The sequence below is a fragment of the Pseudomonas sp. FSL R10-1339 genome, assembly GCF_009600545.1.
GTDB lineage: Bacteria > Pseudomonadota > Gammaproteobacteria > Pseudomonadales > Pseudomonadaceae > Aquipseudomonas > Aquipseudomonas bubulae.
This window is the reverse complement of record NZ_WIVQ01000011.1, coordinates 34,223-58,671: the sequence shown is the minus strand read 5'-3', so window position 1 is coordinate 58,671 and position 24,449 is coordinate 34,223. Positions and strand designations below refer to the sequence as shown.

The 24,449-nt window shown below is 59.3% G+C and carries 23 protein-coding genes; 5 read left to right on the top strand and 18 right to left on the bottom strand.

The window, feature by feature from the left end:
* Window positions 1-27: 27 nt before the first annotated feature.
* Together GHO03_RS05970 and GHO03_RS05965 are read right to left on the bottom strand one after the other, a co-directional pair.
* Window positions 28-1,131 (bottom strand): OpgC domain-containing protein, encoded by a 1,104-nt coding sequence (locus tag GHO03_RS05970; protein ID WP_133144827.1) that lies wholly within the window; start codon window positions 1,129-1,131, stop codon window positions 28-30.
* Window positions 1,132-1,321: 190 nt separating this feature from the next.
* Window positions 1,322-2,941, bottom strand: a complete 1,620-nt coding sequence (locus GHO03_RS05965; protein WP_133144828.1) for an FMN-binding glutamate synthase family protein — start codon at window positions 2,939-2,941, stop codon at window positions 1,322-1,324.
* 307 nt (window positions 2,942-3,248) lie between these two features.
* Here GHO03_RS05965 and GHO03_RS05960 point away from each other — a divergent pair, with 307 nt between their 5' ends.
* From GHO03_RS05960 to GHO03_RS05950, 3 genes are read left to right on the top strand one after another with little or no spacing between them, the layout of a single operon-like run.
* The gene (locus GHO03_RS05960; protein ID WP_095001627.1) at window positions 3,249-3,686 is read left to right on the top strand and encodes an NUDIX domain-containing protein; all 438 of its coding nucleotides are present in this window, start codon (window positions 3,249-3,251) and stop codon (window positions 3,684-3,686) included.
* Complete coding sequence (locus tag GHO03_RS05955; protein ID WP_153399386.1) at window positions 3,686-4,324, top strand: LysE family translocator; 639 nt, start codon at window positions 3,686-3,688, stop codon at window positions 4,322-4,324. Before GHO03_RS05960 ends, GHO03_RS05955 begins: the two co-directional genes overlap by 1 nt.
* Before the next feature lie 12 nt (window positions 4,325-4,336).
* A complete protein-coding gene (locus tag GHO03_RS05950; protein ID WP_133144830.1) occupies window positions 4,337-4,849 on the top strand; it encodes a GNAT family N-acetyltransferase in 513 nt (170 codons plus the stop codon).
* Between the two features lie 52 nt (window positions 4,850-4,901).
* Here GHO03_RS05950 and metR read toward each other — a convergent pair whose 3' ends face one another.
* Window positions 4,902-5,819: a transcriptional regulator MetR gene (metR, locus tag GHO03_RS05945; RefSeq protein ID WP_095001423.1), complete on the bottom strand. Its 918-nt coding sequence runs from the start codon at window positions 5,817-5,819 to the stop codon at window positions 4,902-4,904.
* Window positions 5,820-5,926: 107 nt separating this feature from the next.
* On the opposite strand from metR, the gene metE reads away from it, so the two are divergent.
* Complete coding sequence (gene metE / locus GHO03_RS05940) at window positions 5,927-8,239, top strand: 5-methyltetrahydropteroyltriglutamate--homocysteine S-methyltransferase (protein WP_095001422.1); 2,313 nt, start codon at window positions 5,927-5,929, stop codon at window positions 8,237-8,239.
* A gap of 42 nt (window positions 8,240-8,281) precedes the next feature.
* On the opposite strand, the gene GHO03_RS05935 is transcribed toward metE, so the two are convergent.
* From GHO03_RS05935 to GHO03_RS05910, 6 genes are read right to left on the bottom strand one after another with little or no spacing between them, the layout of a single operon-like run.
* Window positions 8,282-9,673, bottom strand: coding sequence for a sigma-54 dependent transcriptional regulator (locus GHO03_RS05935; RefSeq protein WP_153399384.1), 1,392 nt, complete (start codon window positions 9,671-9,673; stop codon window positions 8,282-8,284).
* Window positions 9,670-11,430 carry an ATP-binding protein gene (locus GHO03_RS05930; RefSeq protein ID WP_153399382.1) on the bottom strand — a complete coding sequence of 587 codons (1,761 nt, stop codon included), beginning with the start codon at window positions 11,428-11,430 and terminating at the stop codon, window positions 9,670-9,672. Before GHO03_RS05930 ends, GHO03_RS05935 begins: the two co-directional genes overlap by 4 nt.
* Window positions 11,430-12,554 carry a GNAT family N-acetyltransferase gene (locus GHO03_RS05925; RefSeq protein WP_153399380.1) on the bottom strand — a complete coding sequence of 375 codons (1,125 nt, stop codon included), beginning with the start codon at window positions 12,552-12,554 and terminating at the stop codon, window positions 11,430-11,432. The genes GHO03_RS05930 and GHO03_RS05925 overlap by 1 nt, the downstream gene beginning before the upstream one ends.
* A 15-nt stretch (window positions 12,555-12,569) precedes the next feature.
* The gene (locus tag GHO03_RS05920) at window positions 12,570-13,436 is read right to left on the bottom strand and encodes a carboxylesterase (RefSeq protein ID WP_095001418.1); all 867 of its coding nucleotides are present in this window, start codon (window positions 13,434-13,436) and stop codon (window positions 12,570-12,572) included.
* Window positions 13,433-14,827, bottom strand: coding sequence for an aspartate aminotransferase family protein (locus tag GHO03_RS05915; protein WP_095001417.1), 1,395 nt, complete (start codon window positions 14,825-14,827; stop codon window positions 13,433-13,435). Before GHO03_RS05915 ends, GHO03_RS05920 begins: the two co-directional genes overlap by 4 nt.
* On the bottom strand, window positions 14,820-15,515 hold the full coding sequence (locus GHO03_RS05910) for an MtnX-like HAD-IB family phosphatase (RefSeq protein WP_095024195.1): 696 nt from the start codon (window positions 15,513-15,515) through the stop codon (window positions 14,820-14,822). Before GHO03_RS05910 ends, GHO03_RS05915 begins: the two co-directional genes overlap by 8 nt.
* 228 nt (window positions 15,516-15,743) lie before the next feature.
* Between GHO03_RS05910 and GHO03_RS05905 the strand changes: the two genes are divergently transcribed.
* Window positions 15,744-16,508 (top strand): MipA/OmpV family protein, encoded by a 765-nt coding sequence (locus GHO03_RS05905; RefSeq protein ID WP_095019468.1) that lies wholly within the window; start codon window positions 15,744-15,746, stop codon window positions 16,506-16,508.
* Between the two features lie 62 nt (window positions 16,509-16,570).
* Here GHO03_RS05905 and GHO03_RS05900 read toward each other — a convergent pair whose 3' ends face one another.
* The 9 genes from GHO03_RS05900 to GHO03_RS05860 all read right to left on the bottom strand — a co-directional run bounded on the left by GHO03_RS05900 (window position 16,571) and on the right by GHO03_RS05860 (window position 24,354).
* On the bottom strand, window positions 16,571-16,990 hold the full coding sequence (locus GHO03_RS05900; protein WP_095001414.1) for a transporter: 420 nt from the start codon (window positions 16,988-16,990) through the stop codon (window positions 16,571-16,573).
* A gap of 11 nt (window positions 16,991-17,001) precedes the next feature.
* Complete coding sequence (locus tag GHO03_RS05895; RefSeq protein ID WP_095001413.1) at window positions 17,002-17,376, bottom strand: EamA family transporter; 375 nt, start codon at window positions 17,374-17,376, stop codon at window positions 17,002-17,004.
* The gene (locus GHO03_RS05890; RefSeq protein WP_153399377.1) at window positions 17,367-18,293 is read right to left on the bottom strand and encodes an arginase; all 927 of its coding nucleotides are present in this window, start codon (window positions 18,291-18,293) and stop codon (window positions 17,367-17,369) included. The genes GHO03_RS05895 and GHO03_RS05890 overlap by 10 nt, the downstream gene beginning before the upstream one ends.
* A 179-nt stretch (window positions 18,294-18,472) precedes the next feature.
* On the bottom strand, window positions 18,473-18,799 hold the full coding sequence (locus GHO03_RS05885) for a GlpM family protein (protein ID WP_169844883.1): 327 nt from the start codon (window positions 18,797-18,799) through the stop codon (window positions 18,473-18,475).
* Window positions 18,800-18,807: 8 nt separating this feature from the next.
* Window positions 18,808-20,133 (bottom strand): sigma-54 dependent transcriptional regulator, encoded by a 1,326-nt coding sequence (locus GHO03_RS05880; protein ID WP_095001411.1) that lies wholly within the window; start codon window positions 20,131-20,133, stop codon window positions 18,808-18,810.
* A complete protein-coding gene (locus tag GHO03_RS05875; protein ID WP_095020398.1) occupies window positions 20,130-22,034 on the bottom strand; it encodes an ATP-binding protein in 1,905 nt (634 codons plus the stop codon). Before GHO03_RS05875 ends, GHO03_RS05880 begins: the two co-directional genes overlap by 4 nt.
* Before the next feature lie 168 nt (window positions 22,035-22,202).
* Entirely contained in the window at window positions 22,203-22,937 is a 735-nt protein-coding gene (locus GHO03_RS05870) for an amino acid ABC transporter ATP-binding protein (RefSeq protein WP_016779681.1), read from the bottom strand.
* On the bottom strand, window positions 22,934-23,608 hold the full coding sequence (locus GHO03_RS05865; protein WP_019823564.1) for an amino acid ABC transporter permease: 675 nt from the start codon (window positions 23,606-23,608) through the stop codon (window positions 22,934-22,936). Before GHO03_RS05865 ends, GHO03_RS05870 begins: the two co-directional genes overlap by 4 nt.
* Window positions 23,608-24,354 carry an amino acid ABC transporter permease gene (locus GHO03_RS05860; RefSeq protein WP_016779683.1) on the bottom strand — a complete coding sequence of 249 codons (747 nt, stop codon included), beginning with the start codon at window positions 24,352-24,354 and terminating at the stop codon, window positions 23,608-23,610. The genes GHO03_RS05865 and GHO03_RS05860 overlap by 1 nt, the downstream gene beginning before the upstream one ends.
* Window positions 24,355-24,449 lie beyond the last annotated feature (95 nt).

Here is a 24,449-nt window from a genome sequence, read left to right as displayed (position 1 = left end):
GCAAGCCCGCTCCCACAACAGCTTTCGCTACTTGCGGTTCAGACGCTTGTTCCAGTCCAGCCAGGCCGCCAGCACGGCCATGATCCCCACGCCCATCAGGGCGCTGAATACCTTTACGACAAACCCGTCACCGCCCAGCGCATTGAGCATGTCAGCCAACGGCGCCAGGATCACTCCCAGACAGAACACTTCCAGCGAATAGCGGCCCATGCGGCATGCCTGGCGGGCCAACCGGTTATTCAGCCAGTTGCCGTGGGGCACCACTTTGGCCGCCACATAAGCCAGGGCCAGAAAATGCAGCAGGCGTACCGGTGAAAGGTTGGTCTTGCTGATCGGGTACAGGTACTCGCCCAGCCAGAGCGGCATGAGCGCATCGTGAAACTGCGGCCATCGCCATGACAGTGCCAGCAGGCCGGTCACCAGCAGATAGAGTACTGCTCCCAAAAACACCGGTTGACGCGACAGGGGACGGTTTTGCGCAGCCTTGGGTTGCTGCCCGTGGATCGCCGCTGCACCGCCCAGAATAAACAGAAACTGCCAGGCCATAGGGTTGAAAAACCACACGCCGCCTTCCTGAGCCGCGAGGTTCCACACCGGCGCCAGCAAGTACAGGGCCAGGGACGCGGCAACCACATAGCCTGCCTTGCGCAGCAGCATCGGCAGCACCAGCGGCAAACCCAGCAACAGCACGATATACAGCGGCAGCGGGTCCATCAGGTTGGGTTTGAAGCGCAGCAGCAGTTCGTCGGTGAGGGCCTGTTGCGGATTGCTCAGGAAGTACTGCAGGCCCATTTCCTGCACCAGGTCACGGGTTTCGACATGGTTGTTGGCAAAAAACACGATGCCCATCAGCACCGCCAGCAGGAAGATATGCACCACATACAGCACCCAGGCGCGGCGCAGGATCTTCACGCTGGCGACCAACAAACCGTCACGTTGAGCGATTTTGCCGTAGGCCAGCACGGCGGCATAACCGGCCAGAAATACAAAAATCTCCGCAGCATCGCTGAAGCCGAAATTGCGCACCGTAAATTCGGCCAGCGGGTTGTGCGGGATGTGGTCCCAAAAAATAAAAATCAGCGCCAGCCCGCGAAAAAAATCGATGCGGTGGTCGCGTCCGTTCAGCGTCACGGCGAGTACTCAAACAAAGGGTTTAGTTAGGACCGACGGGCGCAGCGGAGGTTGCGCGCCGCGTATCGGCGGCGCGCAGGGTGATGGTATTACGGGTTAAATGCAAAGGTTGGATATTACTGAATGTCTCTAGCTACTGCTCGAACACACCCGCCAGCGCCTTATTTCAGCGCGGCCTGCTGGTGGGCCGTCAGGCCGCCGCTATTTCGTTGGCCTCAAAGCTGTCCGAACGGGCCATTTGCCACATGCGCGAATAGAACTCGCCATTGACCTCGCCGGTGAGCAGTTCGCCGGGCTTGAGGAACACATGCAACTGTGAGAACAGTTTGATTTCGGTGGCGGACATGCGTCGTACCAGATGCTTGGCCTTGAGCTGTGCCGGGTGTTCCAGGCCTGCTGCGGCGAGCATTTCGGCCAGGGCCTTGAGGGTGTTCCGGTGGAACTGCACAACCCGCTGGGCCTTGTCCGGCACTACAAGCGCGCGCTGGCGCAAGGTGTCCTGGGTGGCTACGCCGGTGGGACACTTGTTGGTATGGCACGATTGCGACTGGATGCAGCCGATGGCGAACATAAAGCCCCGAGCCGAGTTGGCCCAGTCGGCACCGATGGCCAGCACGCTGGCTATATCGAAGGCGCTGACAATCTTGCCGCTGGCGCCGAGCTTGATCTTGTCACGCAGGTTCAGGCCCACCAGGGTGTTGTGGACGAACAACAAGCCTTCGCGCAGCGGTGCGCCAATGTGGTCGGTGAACTCTACGGGCGCCGCGCCGGTGCCGCCTTCCTTACCATCAATCACGATAAAGTCCGGCAGGATGCCGGTTTCCAGCATGGCCTTGGCAATGCCCATAAACTCCCACGGATGACCCAGGCAAAACTTGAAGCCCACGGGCTTGCCGCCGGACAGCTCACGCAACTGCGCGATAAATTGCATCAGCTCGATAGGCGTTGAAAAGGCGCTGTGGCGCGAAGGCGAGATGCAGTCTTCACCCATGGGCACACCGCGGGTTTCGGCGATTTCCGCGGTCACTTTATGCTTGGGCAGGATACCGCCATGGCCTGGTTTGGCGCCCTGGCTCATTTTGATTTCAATCATCCGCACTTGTGGCGTGCGAGCCTGGGCGGCAAAACGCTCAGGGTCGAAACGCCCGTCCGAAGTGCGGCAACCGAAGTAGCCACTGCCCAGTTCCCACGTCAGGTCACCACCATGCTCACGGTGATAGGAGCTGATACTGCCTTCACCCGTGTCGTGGGCAAAGTTACCGAGCTTGGCACCCTGATTGAGGGCGCGGATGGCGTTGGCGCTCAGTGAGCCAAAGCTCATGGCTGAAATATTGAAGATCGACGCCGAGTACGGCTGGCTGCATTGCGGGCCGCCCACCACGATGCGAAAGCTGCTGGGGTCGGTCAACGGGGCCGGGCGCATGGAGTGACCGATAAATTCAAAACCGGGCTGGTAAACGTCAACCAGAGTGCCGAAAGGCTTGTCGGCACTCTCATTCTTGGCTCGTGAGTACACCAGCGAACGTTGCGCCCGTGAGAAGGGCAGCGCATCGCTGTCAGATTCCAGCAGGTATTGGCGAATCTCTGGGCGGATGGCTTCCACCAGATAGCGAATATTGCCCAGGATCGGGTAGTTGCGACGCACGGCGTGGGGGCTTTGCAGCAAATCGAAAATCCCCAGCAGGCTCAAGGCCAGTGACACGGCCGTGAAGGGCCACAGCCACTCATGGTGCATAAAGGGCAGGCTGGCGAGGGTGAAGATGACGCAGAATGCAAAAAACGCATAACGGCTTAACAGTGACAGGCTCATACGGTTTCCTGTTTCAGGCTGGTCTGTTCCGCCGGGCGGTGATGCCTGGCGTGGTCAAGAACAGAAAAAGGACAATAGAACCCTCTCTTTGAGTCGGAGGTTTGCTGGGGGGAGTGTTGGTCATCTATCAAGCAAATGCCAACTCCCTGTCAGATTATTCATTGAACGGGATTTCATCTGTGGCAGCATCCCGACCAAAGTCGGGCACTTCATACAGAAGGCTCGGGTAAAAGTGACATCTGTGTATTTTCAGGGGCGTTGGGTCGTGCAATCCTTCTTGACCTTACTGTTTTGTTGGCCGAATTCCGTGACCTCATTTGAACCCGCAACCTCCAGAATCATTCGTATTGCCGCTGCCGTAGTGATTGGCCTCGATGGGCGGACCCTGCTGGTGCGCAAGCGCGGCACCCAGGCCTTTATGCAACCCGGCGGCAAGATCGATGCCGGTGAGCAGCCGGTCGACGCCCTGGCCCGTGAGCTGGAAGAGGAGCTGGCTTTGGTGATCGACCCGGCCAGCGCGACCTGGCTGGGCCATTTCGCTGCCCCTGCGGTCAACGAACCGGGTTTTGAGGTACAGGCCGAGCTGTTCCTGGTGCATATCAGTCAGCCCGTGGTGGCAGCGGCAGAAATTGAAGAAGTGCAGTGGATCGACCCCGAGGGCGATGGCGGCCTGGTACTGGCGCCGTTGACCCGGGATCTGGTCCTGCCGTTTTATCGCAATGCCTTGCAGTCCCGGACGGCCTGATGATTCCAGCCCATGAATTGCTGATTTTTGCTGCGGCCTGCCTGCTGTTGGTGCTGACGCCAGGGCCGAACATGATCTACCTGGTCTCGCGCTCCATCTGCCAAGGGCGCAAGGCAGGCGTCACATCGTTGCTCGGGGTGGTGGCGGGTTTTTTCGTGCACATGTTTGCCGCCGCTGCGGGTTTGACGGCGGTATTTATGGCTGTACCGATGGCCTATGAGGCACTCAAGTGGGCGGGCGCCCTGTATCTGCTGTGGATGGCCTGGCAAGCTGTACGCCCGGGTGCCAGCTCACCGTTCGAAGCCCGGGACCTGGCGCCGGATGCCATGCCGAAGCTACTGACGATGGGCTTTATGACCAGCGTACTCAACCCCAAGGTGGCGGTGTTCTATTTGTCGGTTTTCCCGCAATTCATCAACCCGGAACACGATTCGATGTTCACTCAGAGTATTGTATTGGGCCTGACTCAAATCAGCGTCAGCTTCACGGTTAACCTGCTGATCGCGCTGTTTGCCAGCGGTATTGCCGTGTGGTTTGTACGCAACCCGCTATGGCTGGCCGTGCAGCGCTATGTGATGGGCGGTGTGCTGGCCGCACTGGCGGTGAGGCTGATGCTGGAACAACGTAAAACCGTATGACCTGGACCCGTAATGGCTATAGAACTGCTTGAACCCGCAAACGCCAAGGCTTATCGCAAACTGATGCTTGAGGCTTATGCGCAGCACCCCGAGGCTTTTGTATCCTCCATAACCCAACGTGAGAAGTTACCGCTGAGCTGGTGGGAAGCAAAACTGGACGATGAACTGAGCGCCCTGTTCGGTGCATTTGTCGATTCCCGACTGGTGGGCATTGTCGGCCTGGCATTCGAACCCTGGGAAGATGCCCGGCACAAGACCACGTTGTTTGGTTTGTATGTGTCGCAGGCTTTTCGTGGGCAAGGGCTGGGGGAGCATCTGGTGCAGGCGGTGGTTTCACTGGCTGAGCAAGAGCCCGAAACCAAGGTGATCGAACTGACGGTCAGCGCTAACAGCGATGCTGCACTGGCGTTGTACCAGCGCTGCGGTTTTGCACAGTCGGGGCTGGAAGACTGCGCAATTCGGGTGGGGGAGGCCTATTACGACCGGGTGCATATGCGCCGGTTGGTCAATATAGAAGAGAACTGACCGGGCTCTGGGTGGGAGCGGGCAAGCCCGCTCCCACACTGCCTTGCCGTTGTCAGCGAACCGCACTCACGCCATCCAGCGTCGAAAATGACGTGTCCTTGGCTGTCAGCAAAAAGTCGCGCATATAAGGTGCATCCAGCATGTCGGCGCGAATCGCGGCGTAGAGTGTCGCAAACAGGCCTTTCTCGCCCAGGCGTTTGGCCTTCACATAACCCCGTGAGCTGTATTCATGCAGCGCCCAGTGCGGCATCCCGCAGACTCCCCGGCCGCTGGCTACCAGCTGCATCATCATCACTGTCAGCTCCGAGGTGCGAACCTGCGCAGGTTCTACATCGGCCGGCTCCAGGAAGCGGGTAAAGATGTCGAGGCGATCGCGCTCCACCGGGTAAGTGATCAGAATTTCGCTGCTCAAATCCTCAGGCACGATAAATGGCTTGCTGGCCAATGGATGCTGATTGGCCACTGCTAGCATGGCTTCATAGGTAAATAGCGGCACATAGGTCAGCCCGGCGATTTCCTGCGGGTCGGACGTGACCACCAGATCCAGATCGCCCCGGGCCAGTGCCGGCAAGGGTGCGAAGGCAAAACCGGATGCCAGATCCAGCTCGACCTCGGGCCAGGCATCGCGGAACTGGTCAATGGTCGGCATCAACCACTGGAAGCAGCTGTGGCATTCAATCGCCATATGCAGACGACCGGCCGTTCCGCCAACCAGACGTGCGATATCGCGTTCGGCACCGCGCAGCAGGGGCAGCATGGCATCGGCCAGTTGCAGCAGGCGCAAGCCGCCGCTGGTGAAGCGAACCGGTTTGGTTTTGCGCACAAAGAGGGGCATGCCCATGCGCTCTTCAAGCTCTTTGAACTGGTGGGATAAAGCGGACTGGGTCAGGTGCAGGCGTTCGGCTGCTTCGACCAGACTGTCTGACTCGCGCAACGCGTGCAGGGTTTTGAGGTGACGAATTTCCAGCACAGTGGCTCCATGAGTAACTTTGATGATCAACACGAAAACGTTGAGTTTGTCTCATGTTGTAGCGGGTGTCGATAATAGTGCCATTACTTACACGAAGGAATGTTGTTATGGCCCTGGCACACAATCTTGGTTTCCCCCGCATCGGCGCAGACCGCGAGCTGAAAAAAGCACTCGAAGCCTATTGGAAGGGTGATATTGACCAGGCCGCGCTGAAAGACGTTGGCCGCCAATTGCGTGCCACCCACTGGCAGTTGCAAAAAGACGCAGGCATCGATTTGTTGCCGGTCGGTGACTTTGCCTGGTACGACCAGGTGCTGACCCACTCATTGACGTTCGGCGTGATCCCCCCGCGTTTTTCCAGCACCCTGGACGAGCAGCGCCAGCCAACCCTGGATACCCTGTTTGGCATGGCTCGCGGTGCCAGTCAGAGCTGCTGCGGTGCTGAGCACGGCAAAGGCCAGTATGCCCAGGAACTGACCAAATGGTTCGATACCAACTACCACTATCTGGTACCGGAATTCAGTCAGGACCAGCGCTTTGATCTGAGCTGGAACGAGCTGTTTGAAGAAACGGCAGAAGCACAGGCGCTGGGCCACAAGGTCAAACCCGTGATCATTGGCCCGTTGACCTACTTGTGGCTGGGCAAGGCCAAAGGCAACGAATTCAACAAGCTCGACCTGCTGGAAAACCTGCTGCCGGTTTACGCTCAAATCCTGTCCCGCCTGGCTGAGCAGGGCGTGGAATGGGTACAGATCGACGAGCCGATCCTGTCGCTCGACCTGCCACAGGAATGGAAAAACGCCTTTGAACGCGCGTATCACATTCTTCAATACTCGCCACTCAAGAAGCTGGTTGCCACCTACTTCAGCGGCCTGGAAGACAATCTCGGCCTGGCGGTTGGCCTGCCGGTGGATGGCCTGCACGTGGATCTGGTGCGTGCTCCCGACCAGTTGCATGCCATTCTGGACCGCCTGCCGACTTACAAAGTGTTGTCCCTGGGCCTGGTCAATGGCCGCAACGTGTGGCGCTGCGATCTGGAAAACGCCCTGGCGCAACTGCAGGAAGCCGAAGAGCGTTTTGGCGATAACCTGTGGGTAGCCGGTTCCTGCTCGCTGTTGCACAGCCCCGTGGATCTGGACCGCGAAACCAAACTGGATGCCGAGCTGAAAAGCTGGTTAGCCTTCGCCAAGCAAAAGTGCGCTGAAATTGCAGTGCTGCGTGATGCGCTGAATATCCCGCAAGACCCCAAGGTACAAGAAGCCCTGGCCCAAAGTCGCGCCGTACAACAAAGCCGGGCCAGCTCGCCACGTATTCACAAGGCCGCCGTACAAGCCCGTATTGCAGCGATCACCGACGCCGACAGCCAGCGCCAGTCACCCTTTGCTGCACGGATCGAAGTGCAGCGTGCCCGCTTGAATCTGCCGGCATTCCCGACCACCACCATCGGCTCGTTCCCGCAGACTGCTTCGATTCGTCTGGCGCGTCAGTCTTACAAACAAGGCAAGTTGTCGACCAGCGAATACACCGACGCGATGCACAGCGAAATCCGCAACGCTGTACTGGTCCAGGAACGTTTGGGTCTGGACGTACTGGTACACGGCGAGGCCGAGCGCAATGACATGGTCGAGTATTTCGCCGAGCAACTGGACGGCTATGTGTTCACCCAATACGGCTGGGTACAGAGCTACGGTTCACGTTGCGTAAAACCGGCCATCATCTTCGGCGACCTGAGCCGCCCGCAGGCCATGACCGTTGAGTGGATCAAATACGCTCAGGGCCTGACCGACAAGGTGATGAAAGGCATGCTGACAGGCCCGGTGACCATGCTGATGTGGTCCTTCCCCCGCGAAGACGTATCGCGCAAAGTACAGGCGCAACAACTGGCTCTGGCGATCCGCGATGAAGTGGTGGATCTGGAACAGGCAGGGATCAAAATCGTGCAGATCGACGAAGCCGCGTTCCGTGAAGGTTTGCCGTTGCGCCGTGCACAGTGGCAGGAATACCTGGACTGGGCGGTGGAAGCCTTCCGTCTGTGTGCCTCGGGTGTGGGGGATGAAACCCAGATCCACACCCATATGTGCTACAGCGAGTTCAATGATGTGATCAAGTCGATTGCCGCGATGGACGCGGACGTGATCACCATCGAAACCTCGCGCTCGGACATGGAACTGCTTGATGCATTTGAAGCGTTCGACTATCCGAACGACATCGGCCCGGGTGTGTATGACATCCACTCGCCACGGGTGCCGGAAACGGCTGAGATGATCAAGTTACTGAGCAAGGCAGCGCAGCGTATTCCCGCTGAGCGGCTATGGGTCAACCCCGACTGCGGCCTTAAAACCCGGGCCTGGGCCGAGACTGAAGCGGCACTGATCAACATGGTCGCGGCAGCACGGCAACTACGCTTGCAAGCCGCTTGAGATCAATAGCCCCTCTCCCTCCGGGTGAGGGGCTTTGAGGTGTTACCTGACAATTTTATCGACATGAATATCCAGCTTTTTCAGGCGGTACCAGAAACTGCGCTCGGATATGCCGATTAACTGCGCCGCCGCAGCCTGTACGCCATTGGCCTGTTGCAGGGCACTTAGAATGTAGGCTTTTTCGACTTCGGCCAACGCGGCTTCCAGGTCGGGGGGCACGCTCGGTCCGGGGGCAAGCAAGGCACTGCTCTGGCCGGGTTGGGCACTGAACAGGTAGGGCGGCAGGTCACTGTCCTGGATAGTGCTGCTATTGGCCACAATGGTGGCGCGCTCCACGCAGTTTTGCAGTTCGCGAATATTGCCCGGCCAACTGTACTGGGCCATCGCCTGCAAGGCGCTGGGGCTGAAACCGGTGATGCGTTTGCCTGCGGTAGCACCCAGGTTATGGGCAAAGTGCCGCGCCAGCGAGGCGATGTCTTCAACGCGTTCGCGCAACGCGGGCAGCGGAATCGGGAAGACGTTCAGGCGGTAATACAAGTCTTCGCGAAACTCCTTGTCGGCTACGGCTTGCAGCAGGTTTTTGTTGGTCGCGGCGATGACCCGCACATCCACCTTGCGCTCTCGCGGATCCCCCACGGGCTCGATCACCCGTTCTTGCAGCGCCCGCAGGATTTTTGCCTGCAAGGCCAGGGGCATATCGCCCACTTCATCGAGAAACAGGGTGCCCTTGTCGGCCTGCATAAAGCGCCCGACCCTGTCTGCTACGGCGCCGGTAAACGCGCCTTTGCGGTGGCCGAACATCTCGCTTTCAAGCAGCCCCTCAGGAATCGCCGCACAGTTGACCGCGACAAAGGGTTTGTCGGCGCGGCTGCCGTGTTTGTGGATGGCGCGGGCGACCATCTCTTTGCCGGTACCGCTTTCGCCAGTCAGCAGGATCGTGGCGTTGCTCTCGCGTACCGAGTCGATGGCCTGCAGCACCCGGCGAAAGCTTGGGCTGTCGCCAATCAGGCTGTCGATGTGCTGGTGCTCGTCCAGCTCGGCGCGCATGCGCGCGTTGTCGCGCAAAATGTCGCGAAACTGCAGGGCTTTGCTGACCGTAATATCCAGCTCGTCGATATCAAAGGGCTTGGCGATGTAATCGTAGGCGCCGTTACGTATGGACTGTACGGCGTTTTTTACCGTGCTGTAGGCAGTCATTACAATCACTGGCAGGTTCGGGTAACGCTGTTTGATCTCGGCCAGTAACTGCGGGCCGTCCATGCTGGGCATGCGCCAGTCGCTGATCACCAGGTCGATATCTTCCTGCTCCAGAACTTCAAGTGCCTGCAGGCCGTTGCTGGCAGTGAAGACCTGAATCCGGTTCTGGCTCAGTGCCGAGCTGAGCAAGTCGCAGAGTTTGGGCTCATCGTCGACCACCAGCACGTTATGACTCATGTTTCATCCCCTCCGTGGGCCGGAATGTACAGGTTGAAGGTGGCTCCGACGTCTTTCTCGCTGATGCATTCGATGCGTCCGTCGTGGCTGTCCATGATGGAGAACACTTTGGCCAGGCCCAGCCCCGTGCCTGAGGCTTTGGTCGTCACAAAGGGCGTGAAAATACGCTCAAGCATATCGGGTGCGATTCCTTCTCCGGTATCAGCAATGCCTATTACTGTGTAGTCCTCTTCGCGGGAAATACGTACGGTCAGGCATCCGCCCTCAGGCATGGCGTCGATGGCGTTGATGATCAGGTTCAGGCACGCCTGTTTGAGTTGTCCGGCATCGGCGTACAGGGTCGCACCGGGCGCCTGATCGTCGATGTGGGCATCAATAGTGTGGCTTTCCAGCTCCGGTTTGCAGAAACCCAGAATGTCTTCGACCAGAGGCCGCGCCAGCTGCGGCGCACGCACGGGGGCGCTGGGCTTGGCGAATTCGAGAAACTCGGTGATCAGGTCATTGATGCGGGTCACCTCGCTGACCACGTACTCCAGATGGCGCTTGTCGGTTTCACCCAGATCGGCCCGGCGGTGCAACAGTTGGGTCGCGGTTTTGATAATGCCCAGCGGATTGCGGATTTCGTGGGCCAGGCCCATGGCCACCTCGCCCAGGGCATGCAGGCGGTCGCGGCGACGCAATTGGGCTTCGAGATGATGCAGCTCGCCCAGTCGTGCGGTCATATGGTTGAAGGTGCTGCTCAGCTCGGCCAGTTCGTCGTTGCCCGACACCGCCACGCGTTGGTTGTAGTCCCCGGCAGTGACGGCGCGTACCCCTTCGGAGAGGTCGCGCAACGGCCGGGTAAGGCGTTCGGAAACCAGCCAGTCGACGGTCAGCGACAGTACCGAGCCGACCAGGAAGATCAACGCGAACAGGTTGCTCTGGTTGACCAGCCCCACCAGGCTGCTATGGCGCAGCAGGCCACTGTAGATCACCCCTTGCAGCTCACCGGTGTCGTTGAGGATGGGCCAGTACAAGCCGCTGTAGCGGCTGGTGAATTGTTCGCTGGGCTGACGGGTTTCCCGCAGGGTTTGTTCGATGGCGCCGGGCACCATCAGCTGGCGGTCTTCGAAACGCTGGCTGGAGAATATCTCGGCAAAGCCTGCCGTATTGGACAGGTACAAACGCAAGTCGAGGGAGTGCACGTCGGCCACGCTGGTCAGAAAGCTGCTGTCCATATAGGTAGCCACCAGCAGCTGATAGTTCACTCCATCCTGGCTGGTGGCAAAGGTCGAGACTACGGTGCCGGTTGGCACACCGCCGACATTGATAGTTTGCAGTACAGCGTTGGGGCTCAGGCTGATCTGGTCGACAATGGTGTCGCTGGCGGTACTGAAAATCACTTTGTGGTCGCTGTCACGGATCAGCGCGACCACGTCTATGCCCATGGCTTCGGCGATATCGGCAGTCAGCCGGTCATGGCGGATGGCCTTGCTGGAGGACGGCGGGTGGGCGTGTTGGAGAAGCAGCTTGGCGGCGCGGGCGTTGTCCGCGAGGATTTCGCTGATCTCGTCCTTGACGATTTTGGTCGACTCCTGCAGCCAGACCCGTACGTTACTGTCGAAAATCTGCGACAGGGTGGTCGCTGCCAGTTCGGCAGCAATCATGGTCGGGATCACGCTGACCAGCCAGAACGCCAGCACCAGTTTGCGCTGTACGGTCCAGCGCGACACTTTGAAGGGTTGTGGCTGGCGCGGTGTTTTGGGCGTGGTGGGCATTAGTACTCGCTTATCGCAGCCGCCAGTGCCGGGTCGTGGCGGTCAGGGCGAATGAACAGTTTGACCAGTTTGAGTGCGTTATTGATCAGCCAGTTGCGATGCCGGAAAAACAGCGTATTGCTTTGAAAGGTGCAGCCCAGACGAATCTTGCTCGCGTAGCCGGCCTGACCGCATTCGTACAGGGCAATATTGTGACGTATGCAGTAATCGACATTCACCAGCCAACTCCTGAAGTACAGATTGTAGTCACGGGTGAGCTCAAGGTCGTGACCAAAAAACTTGTCGATCAGACGGTGTTCGTCAATCAACACCAGATTGAACGCCACCAGTTGATCGTCGAGCCAGTACAAAACGCACACTGCCCGGTCGCCGAGTTGTTGGAGGATACCGGTGAAATAGGTCGCTGGTAAGCGCTCCAGTTGCAGATCACTGCGCGCCAGGCTGGCCTCGTACAGGCGCATGATTTCAGGCAAGACGTCGTCAATTGCGTTGCGCCATTCCACCCGTGGGCCAGGCGTACGCAGTTTGCGGCGCATGTCTTTGCGGGTGGACTTGCCCAGCGAGCCAAGGTAGCCGTCCACTGATCCAAAGGGCACGGGCAGCGTCGCACTGGGCAAGCCGGGCATGGCCTGAAAGTCCGCCGCCTTGCAACTGTGCGCCCAGTCAGCGTCATGGCTGGGGACGTCCTTGACGGCAATCAGGTCGATACCCAGGCGGGCCGCATCGGTCTGGGCCAGGGTCAGCAACCGGGCGAGCAGGGCAGGGCGCTGCGCCGCCTGTACATGACTGGCCGTTCCCGCACTGCATTGTTCGGTCACCGGTGAGCCGATGGCGTAAAGCTTTAGCTGCACCAACCCCGGGAGTGCGCGATTGAGTTTTTCGGTAAAGCGTTTGCCGATGCCCTGGACCGTGGTGTCGAGGCGATAGCACGTGGTGAACGCAGTCGCTGCGGCAATCAGGGTGGAACCTTCGAACAGCGTCAGGTAACGCCATGCAAAGCCTTCAATCCCGGCTTTTTCGACGGCCATAATGTAATCCCAATCCTCCAGGGCATCTGGAAAACAGTCATTCCAGGCTTCACGGTCGATTGCCTGAATGGATGAAAAGGCTTGGGCTGTAATCATGGGGCGTCCTTGGGCTCAGGCCTGCTTGAGGTACTCGACAGGGACCGGTGCCGTGCGGCTGTTTTTCTTGATAAAGGCGTCACTCAGTTCGATCACGCGGCGGTATTGCAGGTCGACGGTGATCATGTGATAGCAGTTGTCGAGCAGCACCTTGGTCACCGGCCCGCCCAGATGGCGTTCGACGTAATCGGCGTTCCATCGGCTGGTGATATCGTCTTCAATGGAGTGCAGCACCAGGGCTTTGGTGGTGATCGAAGGCATGCGTTTTTTCACCACGGCATTCATCCGGTGCAGTTCACGCACGGTGATCCCTTCCATCGTCAACAACCCGGCATTGCTGCTTTCGCCGGCTTTCATCTGGCGCTCGACAATGGCCCTCAGGCGCTGGTTTTTAATACCGTAGGGCGGCTTTTCCTCAAAGCTGCACAGGTGCACACCAAAGGGGATCTTCATCAGCAGCGGGGTCATAAAGGCCAGCTTGTTGATGCTCCAGCCGTCATAACGCAAGGTCGTGGAGTACATCAACAGCCCGGCGACCTGGCCCGGGTGTTCGGAGGCCAGGTACATCGACATTACCGCACCCATCGACAGCCCGCCGACGAACACCTGCTGGTGGCGCTGGCGGATCCCGGCAAAGGTCTTGCGCACGCCTTCATACCAGTCCAGCCAGCCGGTGGCCTGCAGGTCGCTGTTGTCACCGCAGTGCCCGGCCAGGGTGGGGACGTACACCGTGCACGTCCCGTCTTTTGCCAGCCCCTGGGCAACCCGACGCAACTCCGTCGGGGTGCCGGTAAGGCCGTGGATCAACAAGACCCCGACCTCACCCGTGCCGAGAACGAAACCGGTGTTGCCTTCGCCCAGATCGATCTCTGCCCCGTTCACCGTTTCATGGCCCGAGCCAGCAGGCGATCGAGCAGGGCGATGCCCAGGTCGATTTCGGCGTAGCTGATTTCCAGCGACGGCGCCAGGGTGATAACGTTCTTGTAGTAGCCGCCCACGTCGAGAATCAGACCCAGACGTTTGCCGTCGATTTCGATATCCCCCTTCATGCCTTCCTCAACCATGAAGTCGAGAGTGGCCTTGTCCGGGGTAAAACCGTCCGGGCCGCAGATTTCGCAGCGCAGGGCCAGGCCCAGGCCGTCGACGTCACCGATGATCGGGTAGCGTTTTTGCAGATCTTGCAGGCCGTCGAGGAAGTACTTGCCCTTGGCCATGACCATCGCGCCATAGTCGACTTCGCTGGTCATCTTGAACATTTCCAGGCCCACCGCAGTACCCAGCGGGTTGGAGGCGAAGGTGGAGTGGGTCGAGCCCGGTGGGAATACCTTGGGGTTGATCAGCTCTTCACGGGCCCAGATGCCGCCCAGCGGGTTGAGGCCGTTGGTCAGTGCCTTGCCGAACACGATGACGTCGGGTTTGACGTCGAAGTGTTCGATCGACCACAGCTTGCCAGTGCGCCAAAAGCCCATCTGGATTTCGTCAACCACCATGAGAATGCCGTGCTGATCCAGTACGTGCTTGAGCTCGCTGTAGAAGTTCATCGGCGGGATCACATAGCCGCCGGTGCCCTGGATCGGCTCGACGTAGAACGCGGCGTATTCGCTCTGGCCGACTTTCGGGTCCCACACGCCGTTGTATTCGGTCTCGAAAAGACGGGCGAACTGTTGCACGCAGTGGCTGCCGTACTCTTCCTTGGTCATGCCTTTTGGCCCGCGGAAGTGGTACGGGAACGGGATGAAGTTGGCGCGTTCGCCAAAGTGGCCGTAACGGCGACGGTAGCGGTAGCTCGAGGTGATCGATGAGGCGCCCAGGGTGCGGCCGTGGTAACCGCCCTCGAAGGCGAACATCAGGCTTTTGCCGTTGCTGGCGTTACGCACCACCTTCAGCGAGTCTTCGATGGATTGCGAGCCGCCGACGTTGAAGTGCACACGACCGTCGAGGCCGAACTTGTTTTTGGCGTCGACTGCAATGCGCTCCGACAGCTCGATCTTGCCCTTGTGCAGATACTGGCTGGCGATCTGCGGCAGGGTGTCGATCTGTTGCTTGAGGGCGTTGTTCAGGCGCGGGTTGGAATAACCGAAGTTGACTGCCGAGTACCACATTTGCAGGTCGAGGTAGGCCTGGTCTTCGGTGTCCCACACGTAGGAGCCTTCGCAGCGGCTAAAAATGCGCGGTGGTTCGATGTAGTGAACGGTGTCGCCGTACGAGCAGTACTTGGCTTCTTTTTCCAGAAGAATCTGGTCTTCAGGGGTAGCGATTCGAATATCAGACATGATTGAAGAGTTCCTGCTGTTCACGAGAATAGTGGGGCGCGTTGGCGGCATGGCTCGGCAGTTTGGCGAGCAGGGCCGGGAGTTCGGCAAAGGAGTCAAATCGTGCGTACGGGATACCGTTGCGCTCGCAGTGTTCGGCCAGGCTGTCCCTGGCAAAGACGAAATCGGCGCCAGAGGCCACGCACATGTCGGAGCGGCCATCGCCAATCACCAGCACGCGTTTGCCGTCGGGGGCGGATTTGCACTTGCAGTTGCCCGAAGCGGCACGGCAGGCGTCGCTGGAATAAGGGAAGTCGATGCGCCAACTGTTCTGGTCGACCTGACGCAGGCGGTTGGCCAGGATCGGCAACAGGCTTACGTAGTTACGGGCCAGAATGCGGGCGATGGCTTGTTCGATGCCGTCACTGACGACCTCGATGGAGGCGCCAAGACCGATGACGTGGTCGACGAAGTCGGGGAAGTCAGGGTCAATCTCAACGCTGTCGAAATAGGCCAGCAGCTCGGCAGGCGTGGCTTTGACCAGCGACAGCTGGCGGCTCAGGCATTCACGCGAACCGATGTCACCCTGCAACCATTGGTCTTCGATCGCTTCCCAGCTGGGGTCGGCGAAACGTTGAAGAATGTTGTCGATGACGTCGGTACGGGTAATGGTCCCGTCGAAATCACACACGATATGCCATTGCATCATCTGCATTGTCCTGTCGAAAAGGCGCGCTTTTTGCGCTTGCCAGAGGACATAGCATTGACTGTGCCAACTATTGAAAGCCCCGTGGGCTGGGGCTCTGCGCGAGTTTTTGGGTGGCAGTCGGGCTTGAAGCTACAATTTTTGTAGCTTGCTACAAACAACATGAGTGCTTGCGCAGGCCGCGCTAAAAAGGGATTGATGCGCGCATAGAACCTCTATGGAACCCTCTTGATGAAAACTCCGGTCTGTGCTTTTTTGCTGCTCACTTTGTTGGGCGTCAGCGCGGCTGCCCATGCCGCAGACGGCCCCAGTGGGGAAGTGGGCATGGGGATTGGCTATCAGCCGTATGATCCAAGCGCCAGCCGCTACCAGACAGTGCCATTGCCGTATTTTGATGTGGACTGGGGCGATGTCAGCCTCAATACCGATGACGGCCTGACCTGGAGTGCTTTCAAGGCCGACGGCTGGAGCGCAGGGCCCGTGCTCAACTATGTGTCGGGACGCAATGCCAATGGTTCGCTGCGGGGCCTGCGCGATGTTTCAGACATGGCCATGTTCGGCGGCTTTGTGCAGTACAGCCCGGCTGACTTCTGGCGTGTCTACGCACAGCTCGGGCAGGCGGTGGGTGGTGCAGGCGGTCAAGGCGGGGTGCTGGGTCAGGTCGGGGGCGAGTTGGGTTACCCGCTGGGGCAGGGGATTATCGGCAGCAGCCAGTTGGCGGTGCACTTTGCTGATGGTCGGCAGATGTCGACCTTTTTTGGCGTAAGTGACAGCGAGGCGCAGGCGTCAGGGATTTCCGCGTACAAGGCCAGTGGCGGCCTCCAGAATGTTACCTTGACCCAGAATTTCGAGTTTCCGCTGACCGCGAACTGGTCGCTGGTGACCAGTGCCAGCTGGACACGCCTGCTGAGGGCGGCGGCGGACAGCAGCATCGTACGCGAGCAGGGCAATGTGAATCAGGGCGCGGTGCAGACGGCGGTAAGTTACAAATTCTGAAGCGGCCCTCCCAACCCTCTCCCGGAAAGAGAGGGTTGGGCTAAGGGAAAGCAGGCAGTGACTCAATGTTCCGGTTCACCATCGGCCAGCAGCGCAATCCCGCCGACAATCACCGCCACGCCTGCCCAGTGCAGTGCGCTGATTTGCTCGCCAAGGCCCAGCCAGGAGCCCATCAGCACCCCGACAAATACCAGTGAACTCAAGGGAAACGCCAGCGACAGGCTGCTGCGGCGCAATATCAGCATCCAGACAAAAAACGCGCCGAAATAACAGGCAATGGCCACCCATACTCCCGGGTTGAGCAGCACGGCCTGGAGCCACTGCAGGGTGAAGTCCATCTGTCCCAATTGATCGCCACCGATTTTGGTGGCTATTTGCCCTGCGCTCTCGAGAGCAATCAACAAGGCCCACAGCACAATCGTGCCCAAACGCCCGTGCAGCCAGCCGTTATCCGGGGCTTTTAACCCGTCAGTGTTTGCCATTGCTCAACTCCTCAAGCTGCGGTGATGCAGACCAGCATCACTCCAAGGGTAATAACCAGGGTGCCCATCCAGCGCCGACGGCTGACGTGTTCGCCCAGGAACACCTTGCCGGCGAATACCACACCGCAATACGCCAGCGCAGCGGCCGGGAATAGCAAGCTCAAGGGTGCCCTCGACAGGGCCTCCAGCCAGACGAAGAACTCAATCACGTAAGCGCCGACCCCAGCCCACAGCATCGGTGCACTAAATACCTGACCCCAGAAGGCATTCAGGCGAAAACCACCCTCCAGTTCCGGCAAGCGGTCCAGGCCGATTTTGAAACACAGCTGGCCGATAACATCGAGCACAATGGAAAACGCCACCAGCGCAATTACGATCAAGGACATGGGAACAGCTCCTCGAATAAATGGATCAGCGCTTCATTGGTGGTTGAGTTGCGCAGCAGATCGCTTTCACTCCAGCGCCCAGGTGCTGGCTGGTCCGATCGGGCCTCCCAGCGTTTGAGCACATTGCGGTGCGCAGCCTTGGCAAACTCACCGCAAACATCAATACCCAATACCCGCTTGCTGGTGGCCAGGGCACGAAGGGCGTGAAGCAAGTGGGTCAGGCGCATACCACCCTGATCCCAGTTGGTGGCGGCGTCTTCGCTGGCGAGTACGTCTTTGTCCACGGTTATCCAGATCGCTTCGGTAGGCAGACTGCGGATCAACTCGTCGAGAAAGGTCGGCCAGTCCTGATCGGCGAGGTTGCGCCAGTGCAACAGGTTCTCGTGCTGCTCGTGCCCTGTGCCGTCGCCGATTCGGCCCCAGACCTTGGTGGGAGCATGCTGCCAGGGGAATAGTTGCAAATCGCCACGGCACAGGGCCCCGAGATTTGCGCCCTTGAACTGCGGGTTTTGCAGGTCATCACTGCAGGGGCCGAGGGTGACTATGCGTTTGATGTTCGGCAGCTTCAAGGCGCGGTTGACCCACGAACCGCAATGGCGGCGGGGGGCAAAGCGCACCCAGTCAGGATGGTTGTCGAAGTGGATCAGGGTGATCGGTTCGGGCAAGTCCGCGAGCAAGGCCGGGGTCAGGTGGTGATAGTCGCCGGAGCCTATAAAAAAGATTTCTGGCCGCTGCGTGGAGCGTTTCGGCCGTTGTTGCAGGCGTTCAGCGAAGCGCCGGTAATTGCGTTCGGTGGACCACAGACGCAGTTGCGGCCCCAGTTCCAGCAAGTCCAGGCGTGTGGCACGACCGTCGGTCAGACGTTGCTTAATCGGTGCTTGTGAGGTCAGGCTGTGATCAAGATCGAGAATATTCAAAGTGTGATTTACCCCATGTCATCGCCGCCGATCCAGGCAGGGCGGGCTTTATAGGGTAAATGCAAGGGGCGGGCCAAACGACTTGGCCTGTGGGGGTCGGGGTTGCCAGCGAGGATGTCACTGCTGTTTATCTGGCAAACCGCGTCATTTGTATTGCGAGCAAGCCCGCTCCCATCGTTTCAGTGCAGGCGTACCCAAACGCTGACCAGCACGGTCGCGGCCATTAGCCAGGCTACGGCGGCCAGCGCCAGCGAGGCTTCAAGGCGCATGCGATCGACCAGCACGTACAGGGCAGCGAGGTACACGAAGTAAGGAATGATCGACCACATGCCGAACACAATGGTGGTTTTCAGGTCGTCCACCGAGCGGCCTTTGCCGACGATGTAGTGGGCGATCAGGGCAAAGGTTGGAAACAGCGGCACAAGCCCTGCGATGTAGTAGTTTTTGGTTTTGGCCAGCATGGCCAGAATGATCACCACTCCAGCGCCCAGTGCAGCTTTGAGAATCAGATCCATCAGTGCGCGAGCCCGTATTTTTTGACTTTATCAAAGAGGGTGGTCTTGGCCATGCCCAGTTCCTGGCTGGCCTGGGTCAGGTTGCCGCCGCTGCGTTGCAGGGCATCGTTGAGCAGGTTGCGTTCGAACGCTTCCACCGCCTCGGAAAACCCCAGCCCCTGCGCTGCATTGCTCCCCGGCTTTTTGAACGCCGGAAGGCCCAGGGCAAAACGTTCGGCCACGTTGCGCAGTTCCCGCACATTGCCCGGCCAGTCATGACTCATCAGGCTGGACAGGGTCTGGTTATCCAGCTCCGGGGCCGCACGGTCGAAACGCAATGATGATTGCTGCAGAAAGTATTCAAACAGTTGCAGGATGTCTTCGCGGCGTTCGCGCAAAGGTGGCAGCTCAAGTGTGACCACGTTCAGGCGGTAGTACAGGTCGCTGCGAAACTGGCTGGCCTTGCTCAGTTGGTCGAGGTCGGATTTGGTCGCCGCAATAACCCGGCAGTCCACATCGATGCTCTGGTTGGAGCCCAGGCGCTCCAGAGTGCGCTCCTGCAAAACCCGCAGCAGTTTGATCTGCAGGTTGAGCGGCATGCTTTCCACTTCGTCGAGAAACAGCGTGCCGCCATGGGCGTGTTCGATTTTGCCGATGCGGCGTTTGCCTGCCCCGGTAAAGGCGTTGGCTTCGTGGCCGAAAATTTCGCTTTCAAACAGGTTTTCCGGCAGACCACCGCAGTTGAGGGCGACAAATTGCTGGGGCTGGCGGCGGCTGAAGTCGTGCAGGCAGCGGGCGACCAGCTCCTTGCCGGTACCGGTTTCACCTTCAATCAGCACGTTGGCTGAAGTATCGGCGACGTTGGCTATCAGTTCGCGCAACTGCTGCATGGCCGGCGAGCGGCCGATGATGCGTCCTTCAAGTGAATCACGCTCGGCAAGCTGACGGCGCAGCGACCAGACTTCCCGCGCCAGGCTGCGCTGCTCCAGCGCACGACGGGCCACATCAACCAGGCGTTCGGGGGAGAAGGGTTTCTCCATAAAGTCATAGGCACCGTCACGCATGGCGCCCACGGCCATGGAAATATCGCCATGCCCGGTAATCAATACCACCGGCAGGGTGCGGTCGCGGGCCTTGAGGTGCTTGAGCAGTTCAAGACCATCCATTCCGGGCAGGCGGATATCACTGATGACGATACCCGGGAAGTTGTCGCCTACCAGCGCCAGCGCCTGTTCGGCACTGCTGACGCCTTCGCTGCGAATATCTTCGAGCGCCAGCGCCTGCTGGCAGCCGAGCAGAACATGGGGATCGTCTTCAACAATCAGGACCGTCAGGTCGTTATTCATGGCGTGTCGGCCTTAGCAGGTTGTACCAGCGGCAAAAGAAGGACAAATGCGACACCACCGGTGACCGGGAACTCGACACTGAGGCTACCGCCGGCAGCAGCGGCCAGGCTGGCCGACAGGGTCAGGCCAAGGCCTAGACCCTGTTCGCCGGGTTTGGTGGTGAAGAAAGGTTCAAAGAGATGTTTGCGTGCTTCTGGCTCGATCCCGGGACCGTTATCGCGCACGCACAGACGGTATTTGGCGTCGTTGGGCTCGCCCGTCAGCCACAGTTGCGGTTGTGTCGCCTGACCTTGCATGGCGTCCAGCGCATTGCCGATCAGGTTGACCAGAATTTGCTCAAGTCGGGTTTGATCAATCTTGAGCGCCACCTCCGTGAAGTCTCGATGCAGTTGCACCCCTGATTCTTCCATGCGGCTGGCGAGCAGTTGCAGGGCGGCGTCAACGGCCTTGCCCAGGCAGGCCTGGCCATGATCGTCACCGCGGCGGGCGAAGGAGCGCAGGTTAGCGGTGATGCGGCCCATTCGGTCGACCAGATTGTTGATGGTGCCGAGGTTGTCCGCGGCGACCTTGAGATCACCGCGTTCAAGAAAACGCACGGTATTGCCCGACAGCGTGCGCAAGGCCGCCAGCGGCTGGTTCAGTTCATGGGCGATGCTGGTGGACATCTGCCCGATGGCCGCCAGCTTGCCCGCCTGTACCAGTTCATCCTGGGCGCGGCGCAGGGTGTCTTCGGCCTGGCGCCGCTCGCGTATCTGGCCTTTGAGCCGTTCGTTGCTGGCCCGCAGGTGGGTGGTGCGCTCGGTGATCTTGCGCTCCAGCTGGTTGTTGGCCTCTTGCAGGGCTTCCCGTGCAGCCAGTCGAGTGGCTATCACTTTGCGTCGCTCATTCCAGGCAATCAGCAAAAAGGCCAGCAAGGCAAATGCCACCGCCACCAGCATTCCCTGGTTCGCCGCTTCACGGCGCAGGTCTTGCAATGGCGTGAGCAGGGTGATGTCCCAGGGGGTGTCGTTAAGCCTGCGGGTTTGCGCCAGGTAGCTGACTTCCTGGTGGTCGGTCACCACATCGTTACTGCTGGCGAAGGTGACTTTTTCTACGCCTTCGGCGAGGTTTTCCCGCTCCAGCGGTTCCAGCTCGTTGAGCGGCCACCAGTAGTACTGCAGGCTGCGGGCCAGGCGCTCCTTGGTGTCGGCACTGAGCGGGTGGATGGACTTGAGCCGCCGGGTAGGGTCGCTGGACAGGATGATAATGCCGTTCTCGTCGCTGACGTAGGCTTCGAGGCGGGCGCGTTGCCAGCGCTCCTCAAGGGCTTCGAGGCGGACTTTGATCACGGCCACGCCAATGATCTTGCCCTGCTCTTCCAGGCCGTGGGCGAGGTAGTAGCCGGGTTCACCCGAGGTACTGCCAATGCCGTAGAAGCGTCCGGGCTGGCCGCGTACGGCATCCTGAAAATAGGCGCGAAATGACAGGTCCTCGCCCAGATAACTGTCGGTATCCCGCCAGTTGCTGGTAGCCATCACGCGGCCGGTGGTGTCGAGCACATAGATGGCCCGGCTGCGGCTGCGGCGGTTCAGGCCTTCGAGGTATTGGTTGACGGTGACCCGGTTCTGCACGGAGGGATCGGCGAGCAATCGCGAAACGCTGGACTCCAGCTCCAGCAGGCTGGGCAGGTAAGTGTATTTGCCCAGCTCACTTTCAACGGTACGGGCATGCAGTTCCAGTTGGCGTTCGCCGGTTTCGCTCAGGGTACGAATACCGAAGTGTTCACTGATGCGATAGCCCGCGTAGCCCAGGCCGATCGTCAACAGGATGATCAGCAGAGGCAGCAGGAAATGACGGAGCAGGCGAGGTTTCACGGCAAGTGAGGGCGGAGCACCGCGATAAATAGTGGGGTCGCATTTCATCACAGATGCCTTGGGTCAACCACTGTGCAGTGGTTGACCGTTCACGTAGATCCACTGTGGGAGCGGGCTTGCTCGCGATGGGAGCGGCGCGGTTCATCAGTTAACCAGGATCGCTGCCATCGCGAGCAAGCCCGCTCCCACCCAAGCCGGTGGGAGCTGAACGGGTGTTTAGTGCTGCAGGATCTTGGCGAGGAAGTGCTGGGCACGCTCGGAGCGGGCCGATACATCACCGAAAAACTCTTCTTTCTCACAGTCTTCGACGATTTTGCCCTGATCCATAAAGATCACCCGATTGGCGACCTTGCGGGCAAAACCCATTTCGTGGGTCACGCACATCATGGTCATGCCTTCGTTGGCCAACTGCACCATGACGTCGAGCACTTCGTTGACCATTTCCGGGTCAAGGGCCGAGGTCGGTTCATCAAACAGCATGACGATCGGGTCCATGGCCAGGGCGCGGGCAATCGCCACACGTTGTTGTTGCCCGCCGGAAAGCTGGCCGGGGTGCTTGTGGGCATGGGCCGACAGGCCTACGCGTTCCAGAAGCTCAAGGCCTTTTTTGGTGGCTTCAGCCTTGCTGCGGCCCAATACCTTGACCTGGGCAATGGTCAGGTTTTCGGTGATGGTCATGTGCGGGAACAGTTCGAAGTGCTGGAACACCATGCCAACCCGCGAACGCAGCTTCGGCAGGTTGGTCTTCGGGTCGGCAATGGAGGTGCCGTCAACCACGATGTCGCCTTTCTGGAACGGTTCAAGGGCGTTGACGCACTTGATCAGGGTCGACTTGCCCGAGCCCGACGGGCCACAGACAACGACCACTTCGCCTTTTTTGACTTCAGTACTGCAATCGGTCAGTACCTGGAAGTCCCCGTACCACTTGTTGATGTTCTTGATCGAGATCATACGGCAAACCTTTTTTGCAGACGCTTGACCAGCAGCGAGGCGGAAAAGCTGATGATGAAATACACCAGACCGGCGAAGATCAGGAACTCATTGGAGCGGCCGATGATGTCGCCACTGGAACGCGAGGCATTGAGGAAATCCACCAGGCCAACCGTGTAGACCAGAGAGGTGTCCTGGAACAGGATAATGCTCTGTTGCAGCAGCAGCGGGGTCATTTTACGAAAGGCCTGGGGCAGGATGATCAGGCGCATGGCCTGGCCGTAGCTCATGCCCAGGGCCTTGGCTGCACCCATTTGCCCCTTGGGGATGGCCTGCACGCCTGCTCGCACGATTTCGCAGAAGTAGGCTGCTTCGAACATGACGAAGGCTACCAGGCACGACTCGAACGCCCCGATCGGGGTGTCCTTGCCGGTGATCCAGCGCAGCACGAACGGCACGGCCAGGTAGAACCAGGTAATGACCAGCAGCAGCGGGATGGAACGGAAATAGTTCACGTAAGCGCCGGCCAGGTTGGCCATCCACTTGCTTGACGATAAACGCATCAGGGCCAGCACGGTGCCCAGGGCCACACCACCGACAACGCCCATGACCATCAGCTTGAGGGTCATGATCATGCCGTTCCACAGGCCCGGCAGGGCGGGGACAATCCCGCTGAAATCGAAGAAGTCCATTATTTGCCCCCCAGAGACATGAGACCGGGTACGGCTACTTTTTTCTCGATCAGGCGCATCAACAGCATCAGGCTCATGTTCAGGGTGAAGTAGATCAACGTGGCCAGGGTGAAGGCTTCAAACAGGTTGGCGGAAAACTCGGCCGTCTGTTTGGTTTGTGCCAGCAGTTCCATCAAACCGATCAGCGAGGCCACGGACGAGTTCTTGAACACGTTGAGGAATTCGGAGGTGAGCGGTGGAATGATGATCCGGTAGGCCTGTGGCAGCAGCACGTTCCAGTAGATCTGCGCCATGCTGAAACCCATGGCGCGGGCCGCTGCTTCCTGGCCCCGTGGCAGGGCTTCGATACCGGTACGTACCTGTTCGCAAACACGTGCGGCGGTAAACAGGCCCAGACACACGACAACGCTCAGATAAGCCGAAGTGGTCGGGTTGAGGTCCTGCTTGTACCATTCCTGCAGGTTGGGTGGCAGCAGATCGGGCACCAGGAAGTACCAGATAAACAGCTGCACCAGCAGCGGAACGTTACGGAAGATTTCTACGTATACCGTGGCAATGCCCGCGATAAAGCGGTTCGGCAGGGTGCGCATCACGCCCAGCAGCGAACCCAGGATCAGCGCGACAATCCAGGCGACAACAGCGATAGCGATGGTCCAGCCCAGGCCGGAAATAAACCAGTCGAGATATGTCTCGCTGCCTACGCCGGTGGACTTGAAGAACACGCTCCAGTCCCAATTGTAATTCATGCAGGGTCTCCCCTCAGATGGGTCTATAAACAAGCACTTGCTTCAGGGAATCCGTTCTCACCCGGCAGGGTCGCCGGGCACACTTAGCCCGCTCG

Bases quoted from the DNA above. Each gene is read 5' to 3' on its own strand.
- GHO03_RS05880 (WP_095001411.1), bottom strand. From the start codon at position 20,133: ATGAATAACGACCTGACGGTCCTGATTGTTGAAGACGATCCCCATGTT.
- metE (WP_095001422.1), top strand. From the start codon at position 5,927: ATGGCCCTGGCACACAATCTTGGTTTCCCCCGCATCGGCGCAGACCGC.
- GHO03_RS05910 (WP_095024195.1), bottom strand. From the start codon at position 15,515: ATGATGCAATGGCATATCGTGTGTGATTTCGACGGGACCATTACCCGT.
- GHO03_RS05935 (WP_153399384.1), bottom strand. From the start codon at position 9,673: ATGAGTCATAACGTGCTGGTGGTCGACGATGAGCCCAAACTCTGCGAC.
- GHO03_RS05905 (WP_095019468.1), top strand. From the start codon at position 15,744: ATGAAAACTCCGGTCTGTGCTTTTTTGCTGCTCACTTTGTTGGGCGTC.
- GHO03_RS05965 (WP_133144828.1), bottom strand. From the start codon at position 2,941: ATGAGCCTGTCACTGTTAAGCCGTTATGCGTTTTTTGCATTCTGCGTC.
- GHO03_RS05900 (WP_095001414.1), bottom strand. From the start codon at position 16,990: ATGGCAAACACTGACGGGTTAAAAGCCCCGGATAACGGCTGGCTGCAC.
- GHO03_RS05925 (WP_153399380.1), bottom strand. From the start codon at position 12,554: ATGATTACAGCCCAAGCCTTTTCATCCATTCAGGCAATCGACCGTGAA.
- GHO03_RS05895 (WP_095001413.1), bottom strand. From the start codon at position 17,376: ATGTCCTTGATCGTAATTGCGCTGGTGGCGTTTTCCATTGTGCTCGAT.
- GHO03_RS05930 (WP_153399382.1), bottom strand. From the start codon at position 11,430: ATGCCCACCACGCCCAAAACACCGCGCCAGCCACAACCCTTCAAAGTG.
- GHO03_RS05870 (WP_016779681.1), bottom strand. From the start codon at position 22,937: ATGATCTCGATCAAGAACATCAACAAGTGGTACGGGGACTTCCAGGTA.
- GHO03_RS05860 (WP_016779683.1), bottom strand. From the start codon at position 24,354: ATGAATTACAATTGGGACTGGAGCGTGTTCTTCAAGTCCACCGGCGTA.
- GHO03_RS05955 (WP_153399386.1), top strand. From the start codon at position 3,686: ATGATTCCAGCCCATGAATTGCTGATTTTTGCTGCGGCCTGCCTGCTG.
- GHO03_RS05915 (WP_095001417.1), bottom strand. From the start codon at position 14,827: ATGTCTGATATTCGAATCGCTACCCCTGAAGACCAGATTCTTCTGGAA.
- GHO03_RS05950 (WP_133144830.1), top strand. From the start codon at position 4,337: ATGGCTATAGAACTGCTTGAACCCGCAAACGCCAAGGCTTATCGCAAA.
- GHO03_RS05875 (WP_095020398.1), bottom strand. From the start codon at position 22,034: ATGAAATGCGACCCCACTATTTATCGCGGTGCTCCGCCCTCACTTGCC.
- GHO03_RS05865 (WP_019823564.1), bottom strand. From the start codon at position 23,608: ATGGACTTCTTCGATTTCAGCGGGATTGTCCCCGCCCTGCCGGGCCTG.